Genomic DNA, 15,482 nt, shown 5'->3' on the forward strand with positions numbered 1-15,482 from the left:
GCGTCGTACAAGCAAGAAGTGGGCGCAGGCTACTTCGACGAGGTGACCACCGTGATCCAGGGCGGCTCGTCCTCCGTGAAGGCCTTGACAGGCTCTACGGAAGAAGAGCAGTTCCACTGATCTGCGCTGGCAGGTAGCGACTCAGAGCCCGGGCTTGCCCGGGCTTTTTGCTGTCCGCTCCCCGGGGGTGGTTAAAATGTCGGCAATTTCCACCTACAAGAGCGAGAAAGGCACCTTGGTTATGACACCGCGAACTACGACGGAGATCCTCACCGGCCACTAGTGGCTGGCCGTTCGCGCCTGCACAAGATGCACTCCCTCCAAAAAGCGCGGCCGGTTCCGCGCTTTTTTGTTTTGAACTTTCTGCGGATGCCGTCGCATCTGCCTCCTTTCTTACGGACATCCCATGATTCACATTACGCTTCCTGATGGCTCGCAGCGCGAATTTCCAGGCCCGGTCACCGTGGCCGAAGTCGCTGCGTCGATTGGTGCAGGTCTGGCCAAGGCCGCATTGGCCGGCAAGATCGGTGACAAGGTGGTTGATACCAGTTACCAGATCACTGCAGACAGCCCGCTGTCCATCATCACAGCCAAGGATGCGGATGGCCTGGAGGTCATTCGCCACTCCACAGCCCACTTGCTGGCTTATGCCGTCAAGCAGTTGTTCCCTGATGCGCAGGTCACCATCGGGCCAGTGATCGAAAACGGTTTTTATTACGACTTTGCGTACAAGCGTCCGTTTACACCTGAAGACTTGGCAGCCATCGAGAAGAAGATGGCTGAGTTGGCTGCGAAGGACGAGCCGGTGGTGCGCCGGGTGCTGCCGCGTGATGAAGCTGTGGCTTATTTCAAGGGCCTGGGTGAACACTACAAGGCTGAAATCATTGCCAGCATTCCCAGCAATGAAGATGTGAGCCTGTACCGCGAAGGTGATTTTGAAGACCTTTGCCGCGGCCCACACGTTCCAAGCACTGGCAAGCTGAAGTTCTTCAAGCTGATGAAGGTGGCGGGCGCGTACTGGCGCGGTGACCACCGCAACGAAATGCTGCAGCGCGTGTATGGCACGGCTTGGGCGAGCAAAGATGAGTTGCAGCAATACCTGACGATGCTGGAAGAAGCCGAGAAGCGCGACCACCGCAAGCTTGGCCGTGAGCTGGACTTGTTCCACATTGACGAGCATTCGCCCGGTACCGTGTTCTGGCACCCCAAGGGCTGGACCGTGTGGCAAGAGGTAGAGCAGTACATGCGCCGCGTGTACCGGGACAACGGTTACCAAGAGGTCAAGGGCCCGCAGATCCTGGATCAGAGCCTGGTGGAGAAGACTGCGCACTGGGACGAGTACCGCGAGAAGATGTTGGTGACCGAGTCGGAAAAGCGTGACTATGCGCTCAAGCCGATGAACTGCCCTGGCCACATCATCATCTTCAAGCAAGGCATCAAGAGCTATCGTGATCTGCCTCTGCGGTTCGGTGAATTCGGGCAGTGCCACCGCAACGAGCCGACCGGCGGCTTGCACGGCATCATGCGGGTGCGCGCCTTCACGCAGGATGATGGCCACATCTTCTGTACCGAAGACCAGATCCAGTCGGAGGTGGTGGCTTTCACCAAGCTGCTGCAGAAGGTCTACAAGGATTTTGGCTTCACCGACATCATCTACAAGCTCTCGACCCGCCCGGAAAAGCGCATTGGCACGGAGGAGAGCTGGGATCGTGCGGAAAGAGCATTGGCCGAAGGCCTGCGCGCCTCCGGTTGTGAGTTTGAGTACCTGCCGGGCGAAGGCGCTTTCTACGGCCCCAAGATCGAATACACGCTCAAGGATGCTTTGGGGCGCCAGTGGCAGTGCGGCACGATCCAGGTGGACCCCAACCTGCCAGAGCGTTTGGATGCAGAATTTGTGGGCGAAGACGGCGCACGCCACCGCCCCATCATGTTGCACCGCGCCATCGTGGGCAGCCTGGAGCGTTTTATCGGCATTTTGATCGAGCAGCATTCGGGCGCACTGCCCACATGGTTGGCGCCGGTGCAGGTCTCGGTGCTCAACATCACCGATTCTCAAGCGGATTACTGTCGTGAAATTGCAGCAAAACTGCAAAAAGCACTGCCCAATCAAGACCTTAGGGTCGCCCTGGATCTGCGTAACGAAAAGATTACGTATAAAATACGCGAGCATTCGTTGCAAAAGCTGCCCTATATCCTCGTCGCGGGCGACAAGGAAAAGGCAGCAGGAGCCGTCGCAGTGCGCGCCCGGGGCAACCGTGACCTCGGTGTGATGTCGGTAGATGCGTTCATTGAACTCATCGCAAAAGACATCGCTGACAAAGCCTGATTTTGATTAAATCTAGCTCTGGGGCACGCCAGTTGCGCGGGTGTAGCTACAATTTTCGTAGCATTTTGATTCAAGGAAGATAGCCATCGCTACTGAATTTCGTGATCGTCGCCAGCGTGAAGAGCGCAAGCACCGCCTGAACCGTGAAATCATGGCCCCAGAAGTTCGTCTCTCTGGGCCTGACAACGAGCCTTTGGGTGTTGTGAGTTTGATGGAAGCCCTTCGCATGGCTGGCGAGCTGGATGTGGATCTGGTGGAAATTGCTGCAACGGCCAACCCCCCGGTTTGCCGCCTGATGGACTATGGAAAGTTCAAGTACCAGGAGCAAAAACGCGCTGCGGAAGCCAAGGCGAAGCAGACGGTCATCGAGATCAAGGAAGTCAAGTTCCGTCCTGGTACGGACGATGGCGACTACAACATCAAATTGCGCAACATCCGCCGCTTTTTGGCGGATGGCGATAAATGCAAGATCACTTTGCGTTTTCGCGGGCGTGAAATCACCCATCAGGAACTAGGTTTGGCCTTGCTGAACCGTATTCGCGATGATTTGGGTGATTCGATCATCATTGAGCAGTTTCCCAAGTTGGAAGGCCGCCAGATGATCATGATGATCGCACCGGGCAAGAAGAAGCCTGCTGCGGCCAAGCCTGCTGCAGACAGTGCTGCAGGTGGCGCCGCTGCCTAAGGGAGCAGCGCCGTCTTAGCGAGGTTTGATAAGTTTGTCGGCTTGCGTGCAAATGCATGCCGGTCAAAGGCAGTGTTCGCACTGCCAATCCCCAGGAGTCACATCCTGGGTAAAAGTGGCTCGGGGCCAACAAGTTTGCAGATCGGTTTGCAAACGCCTCACGAGCACAACGAAAAGGAGCATTCAAATGCCCAAAATGAAGACCAAGAGCAGCGCGAAAAAACGTTTCCGCGTTCGTCCAGGTGGTACCGTCAAGCGCGGTCAGGCCTTCAAGCGTCACATCTTGACCAAGAAGACCACCAAGAACAAGCGCCATCTGCGTGGTGCAGTGAATGTGCATGAGACCAACATGGGCTCGATCGCACAAATGCTGCCTAGCGCTGGCCTGTAATAACTGACGAACAAGGAGTACATACATGCCTCGCGTCAAACGTGGTGTAACGGCCCGTGCCCGTCACAAGAAAGTTCTCGCCCTTGCCAAGGGTTTCCGTGGTCGCCGCGGTAATGTCTTCCGTATCGCCAAACAGGCGGTAATGAAGGCTGGGCAATATGCCTACCGTGACCGCCGCAACAAGAAGCGCGTGTTCCGCCAGTTGTGGATTGCCCGTATCAACGCCGCTGCACGTGAACTGGGCCTGACTTACAGCCAGTTCGCCAACGGCCTGAAGAAGGCTTCCATCGAGATCGACCGCAAGATGCTGGCCGACCTCGCAGTGCACGACAAGGCTGCCTTCGGCAGCATCGTGAACCAAGTCAAGGCCAAGCTGGCTGCTTGAGATCACGATAAGGGGCTATCGTTTTGATAGCTTCTTGCGCAATAACAGCAAGGGCTAGAGCTTGAAAAGGCACTAGCCCTTGTCTATTTTCAAGAGTCGATATGAACGAGTTGGATTCTCTGGTCGAAAGCGCGAAGCAACTGTTTGCTCAAAGCGCTACCCCTGCTGAGCTGGAAAACGCCAAGGCGCAGTTTCTGGGCAAATCGGGCCGTGTGACGGAGCTCATGAAGGGGATGGCGCAGCTGTCCGTCGAAGAGAAGAAGTCCCGTGGCGCTGCCATCAACCTGACCAAGCAGGCGATCGAAGCCGCACTGACGGCCCGTCGTCAGGCATTGGCTGATGCCGAGCTGCAAGCCCAACTCAAGGCCGAGGCGTTGGATGTGAGCCTGCCAGGCCGCCAACGCGGGCAGGGCGGTTTGCACCCTGTGTCGCTCACGCTGGAGCGCATCGAGGGCATTTTCGGCTCCATGGGTTTCGATGTGGCTCAAGGCCCCGAGATCGAGACCGACTGGTTCAACTTCACTGCACTGAACACGCCGGAAGACCACCCTGCGCGTTCCATGCACGATACGTTCTACGTGGAGGGCGGCACTGCCACCGCCCCCAACCTGCTGCGAACCCACACCAGCCCGATGCAGATTCGCCATGCCGTGCAGCATGTGAAAAAGCACCGCGCGCTGCTTGATGCAGGCCAAGCCATGCCCGAGATTCGCGTGATCGCTCCGGGCCGCACCTACCGCGTGGACAGCGACGCCACGCATTCGCCCATGTTCCACCAATGCGAAGGCTTGTGGATTGGCGAGAACGTGAGCTTTAAGGATTTGAAGGTCATCTTCACCGACTTCTGCCGCACTTTCTTCGAGAGCGACGACTTGGTGCTGCGGTTCCGCCCCAGCTTCTTCCCGTTCACAGAGCCCAGTGCCGAAATCGACATCCAGTTCCAGACGGGCCCCTTGGCTGGCCGTTGGCTGGAAGTGGCAGGTTCAGGTCAGGTGCACCCCAACGTGGTCCGCAACATGGGGCTTGATCCTGAGAAGTACATCGGCTTCGCCTTTGGCATGGGGCCTGATCGCCTGACCATGCTGCGCTATGGCGTGAACGACCTGCGCCTGTTCTTCGACGGTGACATCCGTTTCCTGTCGCAGTTCCAATAACGCAAAAAAGTGAGCTGGCTGCGCTTGTATTCACTGGGTTTCAGCATGTCTGGTTGCTGAAACCCCTTAGCAAAAAGCGCTAGCTGCTACTTTTTTAAGAGCAACGCCAAAGAATCCCACTATGCAATTTCCTGAGTCCTGGTTGCGCGAATTCTGCAATCCACCGCTGACGACGCAAGAGCTGGCCGACACCCTGACCATGGCAGGGCTGGAGGTCGAAGAACTGCGTCCCGTGGCGCCTCCCTTCACCAAAATCGTCGTGGGCGAGATCAAGGAAGCTGTGCAGCATCCTGACGCCGATCGCCTGCGCGTGTGCCAGGTCGATGTGGGGCAGGGCGCCCTGCTGAACATCGTTTGCGGCGCGCCCAACGCCCGTGTGGGCATCAAGGTGCCTTGCGCCTTGGTGGGTGCCGAGTTGCCACCCGGTGACGATGGCAAGCCCTTCCTCATCAAGGTGGGCAAGTTGCGCGGTGTGGAGAGCCAGGGCATGTTGTGCTCGGCCCGTGAGCTCAAATTGTCGGAAGACCATGGTGGCTTGCTGGAGCTGGATGCTGCAGCGCCTGTGGGGCAGGACATTCGTGCCTACCTGAATCTGGACGACACGCTGTTCACCCTCAAGCTCACGCCCAATCTCGCGCATTGCCTGAGCGTTTACGGCATTGCCCGCGAGGTGTCTGCGCTGACGGGGGCTCCGCTCAAGCAGCCAGCGTTCCCAGCCGTGCCAACCAAGCTGGCCGACAAGTTGTCGGTGAAGGTCAGTGCGCCTGATTTGTGCGGTCGTTTCTCGGGCCGCATCGTGCGCAATGTGAACACCCGCGCCGCCACGCCGCAGTGGATGCTGGATCGCCTGGCCCGTTGCGGTCAGCGGGGCGTGTCGCCCTTGGTGGATATTTCCAACTACGTGATGTTCGAGCTGGGCCGTCCATCGCACATTTTTGACCTCGACAAGATCCACGGCGGCCTTGACGTGCGCTGGGGCAAGGCGGGCGAGCAACTCAAGCTGCTCAACGGCAATACCGTCACGGTGGATGAAAAAGTCGGCGTGATTGCCGATGACAGCCAGGTGGAGTCGCTCGCCGGGATCATGGGCGGTGATGCCACTGCCGTTTCCGACGACACGGAAAACATCTACATCGAGGCCGCCTTCTGGTGGCCCAAGGCGGTGGCGGGGCGTTCGCGCCGCTTCAATTTCTCTACCGATGCTGGGCACCGCTTTGAACGCGGTGTGGACCCGAGCCTGACGGTGGAGCACATCGAGCGCATCACCCAGCTGGTGATCGACATCTGCGGCACTGCCGAGACAGCTTGCGGCCCGGTAGACGACCAAGTGGTGCATCTGCCAGCGGCTCAGCCCGTGGCGCTGCGCGTGGCCCGCGCTGCCAAGGTCATTGGCATGCCGCTCACGCAAGCGCAATGTGTGGACGCCTTGAAGCGCCTGGGCTTGCCTGTGTCCGAGTCAGACGGTGTGATCACGGTGACTCCTCCGAGCTACCGTTTTGATATTGCGATCGAAGAAGACCTGATCGAAGAGGTGGCACGCATGGTGGGTTACAACAACCTGCCGACCACTCCACCCTTGGCGCCCATCACGCCCAAGCTGCCGGCCGAAGCAACGCGCAGCCCCTTTGCCGTGCGCCGCCTGCTGGCCGGGCTCGGTTATCAGGAAACCATCAACTTCAGCTTCGTCGAAGAACGCTGGGAACATGAGCTGGCTGGCAACTCCAACCCGATCAAGTTGCTCAACCCGATTGCCAGTCAGATGAGTGTGATGCGCTCCACGCTGCTGGGCTCGTTGCTGCAAGTGCTCAAGTTCAACCTGGACCGCAAGGCTCAGCGCGTGCGCGTGTTTGAGCTTGGCCGTGTGTTCTTGCGTGATGCTTCTGTGGCCAACACCGACACCACCGTGGAAGGCTTTCACCAGCCCATGCGGGTGGCGGGTGTGGCCTATGGTGCCAACGATGTGCTCCAGTGGGGGCGCAAAGAGCAGGGCATTGACTTCTTCGACGTCAAGGGCGATGTTGAAGCGATGCTGGCACCGCTGCGTGCCACCTTCGAGCCTGGTACCCACCCGGCGATGCACCCTGGCCGCTGCGCCCGTGTGCTGATGAACGGCAAGCTGATTGGCCACGTGGGCGAGTTGCATCCGCAATGGCGCCAGTCGTGGGAATTGCCCCAGGCTCCTGTGCTGTTCGAGCTGGAGCTGGACGCAGTGCTGCAACGCACCGTGCCTCAGTTCAAGGCTGTGGCCAAACACCAGGCGGTGGAACGCGATCTGGCAATTGTTGTGGCAGAGCGTGTGACCCACAGCGAAGTCATGGCTGCTGTGGAGTCGGCTGTGCCTGCGTCACTGCTGCGTTCCGCTGTGCTGTTTGACGTGTACCGTCCCAAGGCGGTCCGGCCTGGGGAAGAGCACGCCGCAGGTGGCGCTGTGGCTGCCGGAGAAAAGAGTCTGGCGGTGCGCTTGACCTTGGGTCGCGACGAAGCCTCGCTCACCGAGGCTGAAATCGAAGCGGCCGTGCAGGCCGTGGTCACGCAGCTGGTTGCCCGCACGGGTGGCCGCCTGCGCGTTTAATGCTGGAAGATGCCCCAAGTGATTGAATTCGCAGTTGACAGCCTTGAGACCAACGCGCTGACGAAAGCCCAGCTGGCAGACCTGTTGTTTGACCAGATCGGCTTGAACAAGCGCGAGTCCAAGGACATGGTCGATGCCTTCTTTGATCTCATCGTGCAGAGCTTGATTGACGGCAAGGACGTGAAGCTGTCCGGATTTGGCAACTTCCAGATCCGGACCAAGGCTCCACGGCCTGGACGCAACCCTCGTACCGGGGAAGAGATCCCGATCGAGGCCCGGCGCGTGGTCACCTTTCACGCCAGCAGCAAACTCAAGGAGCAGATACAAGGCAGCGCCGCTGACAGCGCGGCGTGAACCATTTATCGGATCTCCGAGAAATCTGCGCAACGACAGTGGTGACGCAGCCGCCTCTGCAGTACGCTAGGCGGTTTAACGTCTTCGTCGGTCTCCCATCATGGGCGTAACGCTTCCTGTCATTCCGGCCAAACGCTACTTCACCATCGGTGAGGTCGCTGAACTCTGCGGCGTCAAGCCGCATGTGCTGCGTTATTGGGAGCAGGAATTCACGCAGTTGCGTCCCATGAAGCGTCGGGGCAATCGCCGGTATTACCAGCACCACGAGGTGCTGATGATCCGCCGGATTCGGGATCTGCTCTACGACCAAGGCTTCACGATCAGCGGTGCACGCAACCGTCTGCAAGAGCTCTCCCACGTAGAGCGTGAAAATGCAGCGCCCATGCTGGACGCGAGTGATGGTGCAGAAGGTGGTGCTGAACACGGCTACCTTGCTGCATCGTCAGTGGATGTTGGCGCTGTGTTGGACTTGATCGCGGTGCGCCGAGAATTGTTGGAGATAAAGGCGCTTCTTTCGTGAGAAGGTCGATTTTGTGTATATAATCTAAGTCTTGTCGGCGTGTAGCGCAGCCTGGTAGCGCACTTGCATGGGGTGCAAGGGGTCGCGAGTTCGAATCCCGCCACGCCGACCATTGATTGCAAAAGCCCGGTTCTGAAAGGAGCCGGGCTTTTTTGCTTTGTGCAATGCAAAACATGGGATCGGGGACAACATGATTGAAGGTTTGGTGGCAGGCCGCGTGTGGAGTTCGGCCGAGCGCCGGGTGGACAAGGCCGGCAGGCCTTATTGCGTTGCCAAGCTCAGGGTTCTGGGTGCTGACTCTGAAGGTGTGCTGGTCAATCTGATCGCTTTTGATTCCGATGTGTGTGACAGCCTTTTGCGCACCCACGAAGGGGATGCCATCTCGGTGACCGGTGCGCTGACTCCCAAGGTGTGGACGGACAAACAAGGGATCAGCAAGCCTGCTCTGGACATGGTTGCGCACCGCATCTTGCGCATGGGAGACGGTCAGCATTTCGACTGAGGTGCTGCGATCGCCATGTCTGGCTTGCGCCGCAGCTGGGCTTGGAATTGTGACGAGTGCGAGGAAGATGGCGATGTGCCTTGCCGGGTAGCAAACCCCATGGCATCCAGCTCTTCCGGGGTGACTTCAATCTCGATCACCTCGGGTTGGCGAGGCTCAACCGTTGCTCTTCTTTCATGATTCTGCGGGGGTTGGCCCACCGTTTGCCTGCGGTCTCGTCCGCTGCGGCGATCCATTGGTTGCTTGGGTTGCACGGCCTTTATGCCTCCCTGCAGTGGTGTTGGCAAGATCATCTGTTGGTGGCTCGACTTGCGCTGTATCTTTGCGCAGTGCGCTAGCTCCGAAGTTTCCATGCCCCGCAGAAATTCGCAAGCAAATTTTTGCGCTGTGTGTCTTGGAAGGTGTGGTGTTAACTGTGACGAACAGGGCGTCGTACTGAATGCACTTAGCGTGAGTTGCTATGTGTTTGAGTTCGAGGCGCGTTCGAGTGACTGGTGCCGATCATCAAAGTCGGCATCTGCTCGGCTCAGGTCCCGAGAGCTGAAGCTATTCGATTGCATCTCCTCTCCCGCCCATCGCCAATAAAAAAGCCCTGACTCTTGCGAATCAGGGCCTTTTATTTGGTGCCGGAGAGATGAATCGAACACCCGACCTTCTCATTACGAATGAGCTGCTCTACCGACTGAGCTACACCGGCTTTAGACTCAAATTATAGCGTCGAATGGTAGCTGGTGACCCGCTCCACCTCGTTCTTGGAGCCGAGGATGACGCTCACGCGTTCGTGTAGTTGCCGGGGCTGGATGTCCAGAATGCGTTGCTTGCCGTTGGTGGCTGCGCCGCCGGCTTGTTCGACCAGCCAGCTCATGGGGTTGGCTTCGTACATGAGGCGCAGCTTGCCTGGCTTGTTGGGCTCACGCTTGTCCCAGGGGTACATGAAAACGCCGCCGCGGGTCAGGATGCGGTGCACGTCGGCCACCATGGAGGCGATCCAGCGCATATTGAAATCCTTGCCGCGCGGGCCTTCCTTGCCTTGTAGACATTCGTCGATGTAACGCTTCACGGGCTCGTCCCAGTGGCGCATGTTGCTCATGTTGATCGCGAATTCCTTGGTGTCTTCAGGGATGCGCACGTTTTCTTGCGTGAGAACGAAGGAGCCTTGTTCGCGGTCCAGGGTGAACATGGCCACGCCATCGCCCACCGTGAGCACCAGGGTGGTTTGCGGGCCATAGACGCAATAGCCGGCTGCGACCTGTTGGGCGCCGGCTTGCAGGAAGTCCTGCTCGGTCACGCCAGGCGAGCCTTCGGGCTTCTTGAGCACGCTGAAGATGGTGCCGATGCTCACGTTCACATCGATGTTGCTGGAGCCGTCGAGGGGATCGAACAGCAGCAGGTATTCGCCTTGTGGGTAACGGTTGGGCACCAGGTAGATGCTGTCCATCTCTTCTGAAGCCATGGCTGCCAGGTGACCGCCCCACTCGTTGGCTTCGATCAGCACTTCGTTGGCAATGATGTCCAGTTTCTTCTGAACTTCGCCTTGCACGTTCTCGCTGTCGGCGCTGCCCAGCACGCCGCCGAGCGCGCCTTTGTTCACGGCCTGGCTGATGCGTTTGCAGGCGCGGGCAACCACCTCCAGCAGCAGGCGCAGGTCGCCGGGGATGTGGCCGTCAACGCGTTGCTGCTCGACGAGGTAACGGGTGAGGCTGATGGGTTTTGCCATGGGGTTCTCCTTGATTATTCAGACAGCGCGCGGTTGACGACTTCGCGCACGTCGTTGCTCAGTCCCTCGCGGGCGGCCACGCGGGCGATGGCTTCGCGGGCTGCGGTGCGCCAGGGGTCAGCCAGCTTCTTCCAGCGGTCCAGTGCGCGGGCCAGGCGGGCAGCCACTTGCGGATTGATGGCGTCGAGCTCAATCACGCGCTCGCTCCAGAACACATAGCCACCGGCGTCCTGGCGGTGGAAGGCGCCGGGGTTGGCGTTGCAGTAGCTGAAGATGACGCTGCGCGCACGGTTGGGGTTCTTGAGGCTGAAGTCCGGGTGCTGCATCAGCTGGCGCACGATGGGCAGGATGTTACCGCCCCGGTCCGGGGCGCCCGCCTGCAGGGCAAACCACTTGTCGATGACCAAGGGTTCGTCCTTGAACAGAGCGTGGAAGCGGGCCAGGGCAGGGGCGGCCAGCTCATGGCCGCTGGCGACCAGGGCTGTGAGGGCGTTGAAGCGGTCGGTCATGTTGCCGGCGTCCTTGAAACGCTGGTAGGCCTTGCCGGGCCAGACGGCATCGCCCGTTGTCTTGGCGGCGATGCACAGCATGTGCAAGGCCATGCCGCTGAGTGCGCGGCGGCCGGCAGACACGCTGTCGGGTCGGTAGCCACCGGTGTTCTGGTGTTGTTCCCAGGCCCATTCCCAATCGGCCTGCAAGGCCAGCGCCAGTTCGGTGCGCATGGCTTCGCGCACGGCGTGGATACGCTGCGGGTCCACCACGTCCAGTTGCTCGGCGATGTAGGTCTCTGAAGGCAGGGTGAGCACCAGTTCCTTGAAGGCTGCGTCCAGGGCGGGATGGCGCAGCACGGCGCGCATGGCCTCCACAAAAGCAGTGCCCAGAAGTTTAGGCTCAAAAGCGCCTGTAGCGCCCGCCAGATCAGCGCTGCCAGCTATGTGATTGATAGCAATGCGCAGTGCCAGGCGCTGGCCTGCTTCCCAGCGGTTGAAGGCATCGGTGTCGTGCGCCAGCAGGGTCAGCAGTTCGGCATCGGTGTAGTCGATGTCCAGCACTACGGGCGCGCTGAAGTTGCGCAGCAGCGATGGCACCGGGGCTGCATCCAGGTTGGTGAAGGTGAAGGTTTGCGACGCTTCGGTCAGCACCAGCACTTGAGACGTTGCACCACTGGCGCCTTCGCCCTCCAGTTGCAGGGCCAAGGGGGCGCCCGATGCGCTGAGCAGCCCCAGCTCTACCGGAATCACAAACGGCTCTTTGCTCGACTGGCCAGGCGTGGCGGGGCAGCTTTGCGACAGCGTGAGCGCGTAGCTGCGCGTGGCGGCGTCATACACGCCCGTAGCGCGCACGCGGGGTGTGCCGGCCTGGCTGTACCAGCGCTTGAACTGGGGCAGATGCTGCGCCAAGGGGCTTGCCGGGTTGGCATCGGCAATGGCTTGTACGAAGTCGTCACAGGTCACGGCCTGGCCGTCGTGGCGCTCGAAGTACAGCTTCATGCCCTTGGCAAAACCGTCGCGGCCCACCAGGTTGTGCTGCATGCGCACGACCTCGGAGCCTTTTTCGTAGATGGTGACGGTGTAGAAGTTGTTGATCTCGACGTAGCTGTCAGGCCGCACCGGGTGGGCCATGGGGCCTGCGTCTTCGGGGAACTGGGCGGTGCGCAGCACGCGCACGTCTTCGATGCGCTTGACGGCGCGGGCCGAGGGGCTGCCCGCCAGGTCCATGCTGAATTCCTGGTCACGGAAGACGGTGAGGCCTTCCTTCAGGCTCAGCTGGAACCAGTCGCGGCAGGTCACGCGGTTGCCCGTCCAGTTGTGGAAGTACTCGTGGCCGACCACGCTTTCGATGTTGGCGAAGTCTGTGTCGGTGGCGGTGGCTTCGCTGGCCAGAACGTACTTCGTGTTGAAGATATTCAGGCCCTTGTTTTCCATGGCGCCCATGTTGAAGTCGCTGGTGGCGACGATCATGAAGCGCTCCAGATCCAGCGGCAGGCCAAAGCGGGCTTCGTCCCAGGCGATGCTGGCCATCAGCGAGTTCATGGCGTGCTCGGTCTTGCCCAGGTCACCGGGGCGCACGTACACCTGCAGCAGGTGGTCGGTGCCTGCGCGGGTGCGGATCTTTTGCTCCCGTGCCACCAGCTTGCCCGCCACCAGGGCAAACAGGTAGCAGGGCTTCTTGTGCGGATCCACCCACTTGGCAAAGTGGCGGCCGTCTTCCAGGTCGCCGCTGTCCACCAGGTTGCCGTTGCTCAGCAGCACGGGGTATTGCGTCTTGTCGGCCCGCAGCGTCACGCTGTAGCTGGCCATCACATCGGGGCGGTCCAGGAAGTAGGTGATGCGGCGGAAACCTTCGGCCTCGCACTGGGTGAAGAAAGAATCGTTGCTCACGTACAGGCCCATGAGCTTGGTGTTCTTGGCGGGCGCGCAGGTGGTGAAGATTTCGAGCGCGAACGCGTCAGTGCCTTCGGGCAGGTTTTCCAGCACCAGCTGGCCGCCGTCCATCTTGAACGAGGTGCCCTGGCCGTTGACCAGCACGCGCGCCAGGTTCAGGTCTTCGCCGTGCAGGCGCAGCGGCTGCGCGGGCACGTCGGCGTTGCGGCGCAGCGTCATGCGGTTGAGCACACGGGTCTTGGCGGGGTCCAGGTCGAACGTGAGCTCGACGCTGTCGATCCAGTAGGCGGGGGCGGTGTAGTCTTCGCGGCGGATGGCTACAGGCGCGGCCTGTCCATCTTCTTTAGACAGTTGCAACATGGATGCTCTCCAGAAAGTCGGTGTTCATGAGTTCGGTGTAATCGCGCACGGCAGCCAGTACATGGGGGCCTGCCAATTGCGCGGGGCTGTGCGTGCTGCACACCGCCACGGCGCGCATGCCTGCGCGGCGGGCGGCTTCAATGCCAAAAGGGGCGTCTTCAAAAACTATGCAGTGCTGCGGCGGCACGTCGATCCGGCGGGCAGCTTCCAGGAAGATGGCGGGCTCGGGCTTGCCCGGCAGACCTTCATCGCCACGCACAATGGCCAGGGGCTGCACATCCATCTGCAGGTGCGACAGGGCAAAGTGCACGTTGTGAATGTCGCCTGCCGTGCCCACTGCCACCTTCAAGCCGCGGTCTGCCACCTGCCGCGCAAATTGGCGAAACCCCGCCACTTCGGCAAAACGGGGGCCGAACAGCTCGCGGTAGATGTCTTCCTTCTCGCGGGTCAGGGCGTCGGCTTCGTCCTGCGGCACCTCGCGGCCCAGCAACTCGCGGATGCACTCGGTACCGTTGCGCCCGGTGGTGCGTGCCATCAGGTCGGGCACGTCCACGTCCATGCGGCGGCGGCGCGCAAATTCGACCCATGCCTGGGCGTGCCAGGGCATGGAGTCGATCATCGTGCCATCCATGTCGAAGATGATGGCCTGGGTGGGGATGCGGCTCATGCCGGGCACCCACTCAGGGGCAGGGCGGCGGGGCCCAGCGGCTGCGGCAGGGGGCGCATCACACGCCCTGCTTGAGCGAGGCCTCGATGAACACATCGAGGTCGCCGTCCAGCACCTTTTGCGTGGCCGAAACTTCCACGTTGGTGCGCAAGTCCTTGATACGGCTGTTGTCCAGCACGTACGAGCGGATCTGGTGGCCCCAGCCCACATCGGTCTTGGTGTCTTCCAGCTTCTGCTGCTCTTCCTGGCGCTTGCGCATTTCGTAGTCATACAGGCGGCTGCGCAGGCGCTGCCAGGCCACGTCGCGGTTGCTGTGCTGGCTGCGGCCGTCCTGGCACTGCACGACGATGCCAGTGGGGATGTGCGTCAGGCGCACGGCCGAGTCGGTCTTGTTGATGTGCTGACCGCCCGCGCCGGATGCGCGGTAGGTGTCAGTGCGCACGTCGGCCGGGTTGATGTTGATCTCGATCGAGTCATCAATCTCGGGGTAGACAAACAGCGAGGCGAACGAGGTGTGGCGCCCGCCGGAGCTGTCGAACGGGCTCTTGCGCACCAGGCGGTGCACGCCGGTTTCGGTGCGCAGCAGGCCGTAGGCGTATTCGCCTTCGATCTTGATCGTGGCGCTCTTGATGCCCGCCACGTCGCCCGCGGTTTCTTCTTCCACCGTGGCCTTGAAACCCTTGCGCTCGGCGTACTTGAGGTATTGGCGCAGCAGCATGCTGGCCCAGTCGCACGCTTCGGTGCCACCGGCCCCGGCCTGGATGTCCACAAAGCAGTTCAGCGGGTCGGCCTCGTTGCTGAACATGCGGCGGAATTCCAGCTCTTCGATCAGCGGGCGCAGCTTGTCGGCTTCGGCTTCGATGGTGAGCAGGCCGGCTTCATCGCCTTCTTCCTTGCTCATCTCGTACAGCTCGGCGTTGTCGGCCAGCTCGCGAGTCAGCTTGTCCAGCGTGACAACCACACTGGAGAGCGACTTTTGTTCTTTGCCCAGCTCCTGGGCCTTCTTCGGGTCGTTCCAGACCGAGGGGTCTTCGAGCGATGCGTTGACGGTTCTCAGACGTTCGAATTTGGCATCGAAGTCAAAGATACCTCCGTAACTCTTGCGTGCGGGTGGCCAGGTCCGCCAGGGTGGTGCCGATGAGGTTGATGCGTTCTGCGTCCATGGTGCGTATCCTGTGTGTTCTGTGAAATAACCGGCGATTTTCTCACGGGACGCACCAAGGGCTGATCTCCTCGAAGAACACGGGGATAGCCAAGGCCGTGGGCTTGCGGGGCGGTGCTGCAACCCGCCTGCCGGACTGGCCCAGACGGCCCATCCACTGCATACCTGATTTCCCTGGGGATTCAAGAATTTGCTATTTTTTTGATAGCTGCTTGCGCTTTTGCCAATTGGCTTGGAGGCATTTTCCCGGCTCTTCTAGCGAATAGTAGTGATGGAAATCGCCGCACGTCTGTAAACGACGAT

At 60.4% G+C, this 15,482-nt stretch carries 13 protein-coding genes and 2 tRNA genes; 10 read left to right on the forward strand and 5 right to left on the reverse strand.

Annotation, left to right across the window (positions count from 1 at the left end; all coding sequences use genetic code 11):
* The first annotated feature begins 406 nt into the window (after positions 1-406).
* From thrS to AADJ04_RS14550, 10 genes are all read left to right on the forward strand, one after another.
* On the forward strand, positions 407-2,326 hold the full coding sequence (gene thrS, locus AADJ04_RS14505; RefSeq protein WP_341240051.1) for a threonine--tRNA ligase: 1,920 nt from the start codon (positions 407-409) through the stop codon (positions 2,324-2,326).
* Positions 2,327-2,405: 79 nt separating this feature from the next.
* Positions 2,406-3,011 (forward strand): translation initiation factor IF-3, encoded by a 606-nt coding sequence (gene infC / locus AADJ04_RS14510; RefSeq protein ID WP_082758989.1) that lies wholly within the window; start codon positions 2,406-2,408, stop codon positions 3,009-3,011.
* A 187-nt stretch (positions 3,012-3,198) separates the two neighbouring features.
* Positions 3,199-3,402 (forward strand): 50S ribosomal protein L35, encoded by a 204-nt coding sequence (gene rpmI, locus AADJ04_RS14515; RefSeq protein ID WP_005795135.1) that lies wholly within the window; start codon positions 3,199-3,201, stop codon positions 3,400-3,402.
* A 25-nt stretch (positions 3,403-3,427) separates the two neighbouring features.
* On the forward strand, positions 3,428-3,787 hold the full coding sequence (gene rplT, locus AADJ04_RS14520; protein WP_044399160.1) for a 50S ribosomal protein L20: 360 nt from the start codon (positions 3,428-3,430) through the stop codon (positions 3,785-3,787).
* Between the two features lie 101 nt (positions 3,788-3,888).
* Positions 3,889-4,941, forward strand: a complete 1,053-nt coding sequence (gene pheS / locus AADJ04_RS14525) for a phenylalanine--tRNA ligase subunit alpha (RefSeq protein ID WP_044399158.1) — start codon at positions 3,889-3,891, stop codon at positions 4,939-4,941.
* A 121-nt stretch (positions 4,942-5,062) separates the two neighbouring features.
* Positions 5,063-7,513 (forward strand): phenylalanine--tRNA ligase subunit beta, encoded by a 2,451-nt coding sequence (gene pheT, locus AADJ04_RS14530; RefSeq protein ID WP_341240052.1) that lies wholly within the window; start codon positions 5,063-5,065, stop codon positions 7,511-7,513.
* 18 nt (positions 7,514-7,531) lie between these two features.
* Positions 7,532-7,867: an integration host factor subunit alpha gene (locus AADJ04_RS14535; protein ID WP_273624844.1), complete on the forward strand. Its 336-nt coding sequence runs from the start codon at positions 7,532-7,534 to the stop codon at positions 7,865-7,867.
* 100 nt (positions 7,868-7,967) lie between these two features.
* Positions 7,968-8,387 (forward strand): MerR family transcriptional regulator, encoded by a 420-nt coding sequence (locus tag AADJ04_RS14540; protein ID WP_341240053.1) that lies wholly within the window; start codon positions 7,968-7,970, stop codon positions 8,385-8,387.
* 35 nt (positions 8,388-8,422) lie between these two features.
* Positions 8,423-8,499, forward strand: a tRNA-Pro gene (locus AADJ04_RS14545).
* Between the two features lie 78 nt (positions 8,500-8,577).
* The gene (locus tag AADJ04_RS14550) at positions 8,578-8,889 is read left to right on the forward strand and encodes a single-stranded DNA-binding protein (RefSeq protein ID WP_207375036.1); all 312 of its coding nucleotides are present in this window, start codon (positions 8,578-8,580) and stop codon (positions 8,887-8,889) included.
* A gap of 621 nt (positions 8,890-9,510) precedes the next feature.
* Here AADJ04_RS14550 and AADJ04_RS14555 read toward each other — a convergent pair.
* From AADJ04_RS14555 to prfB, 5 genes are all read right to left on the reverse strand, one after another.
* Positions 9,511-9,586 (reverse strand) — tRNA-Thr (locus AADJ04_RS14555).
* Positions 9,587-9,598: 12 nt separating this feature from the next.
* Complete coding sequence (locus AADJ04_RS14560) at positions 9,599-10,606, reverse strand: class 1 fructose-bisphosphatase (RefSeq protein ID WP_207375035.1); 1,008 nt, start codon at positions 10,604-10,606, stop codon at positions 9,599-9,601.
* Positions 10,607-10,620: 14 nt separating this feature from the next.
* Positions 10,621-13,350 (reverse strand): aminopeptidase N, encoded by a 2,730-nt coding sequence (gene pepN, locus AADJ04_RS14565; protein ID WP_341240054.1) that lies wholly within the window; start codon positions 13,348-13,350, stop codon positions 10,621-10,623.
* Positions 13,334-14,017, reverse strand: a complete 684-nt coding sequence (locus tag AADJ04_RS14570; RefSeq protein WP_198847763.1) for an HAD family phosphatase — start codon at positions 14,015-14,017, stop codon at positions 13,334-13,336. Before AADJ04_RS14570 ends, pepN begins: the two co-directional genes overlap by 17 nt.
* A gap of 58 nt (positions 14,018-14,075) precedes the next feature.
* Positions 14,076-15,180, reverse strand: a protein-coding gene (prfB, locus tag AADJ04_RS14575) for a peptide chain release factor 2 (RefSeq protein WP_142081252.1) whose coding sequence is annotated in 2 segments (ribosomal slippage) — positions 14,076-15,098 and positions 15,100-15,180 — 1,104 coding nt in all. Because the reading frame shifts where the segments join, the coding sequence is not laid out codon by codon here.
* Positions 15,181-15,482: the final 302 nt, after the last annotated feature.

Source organism: uncultured Acidovorax sp. (assembly GCF_964021665.1).
In the GTDB taxonomy this organism is placed as follows: Bacteria; Pseudomonadota; Gammaproteobacteria; order Burkholderiales; family Burkholderiaceae_C; genus Acidovorax; species Acidovorax temperans.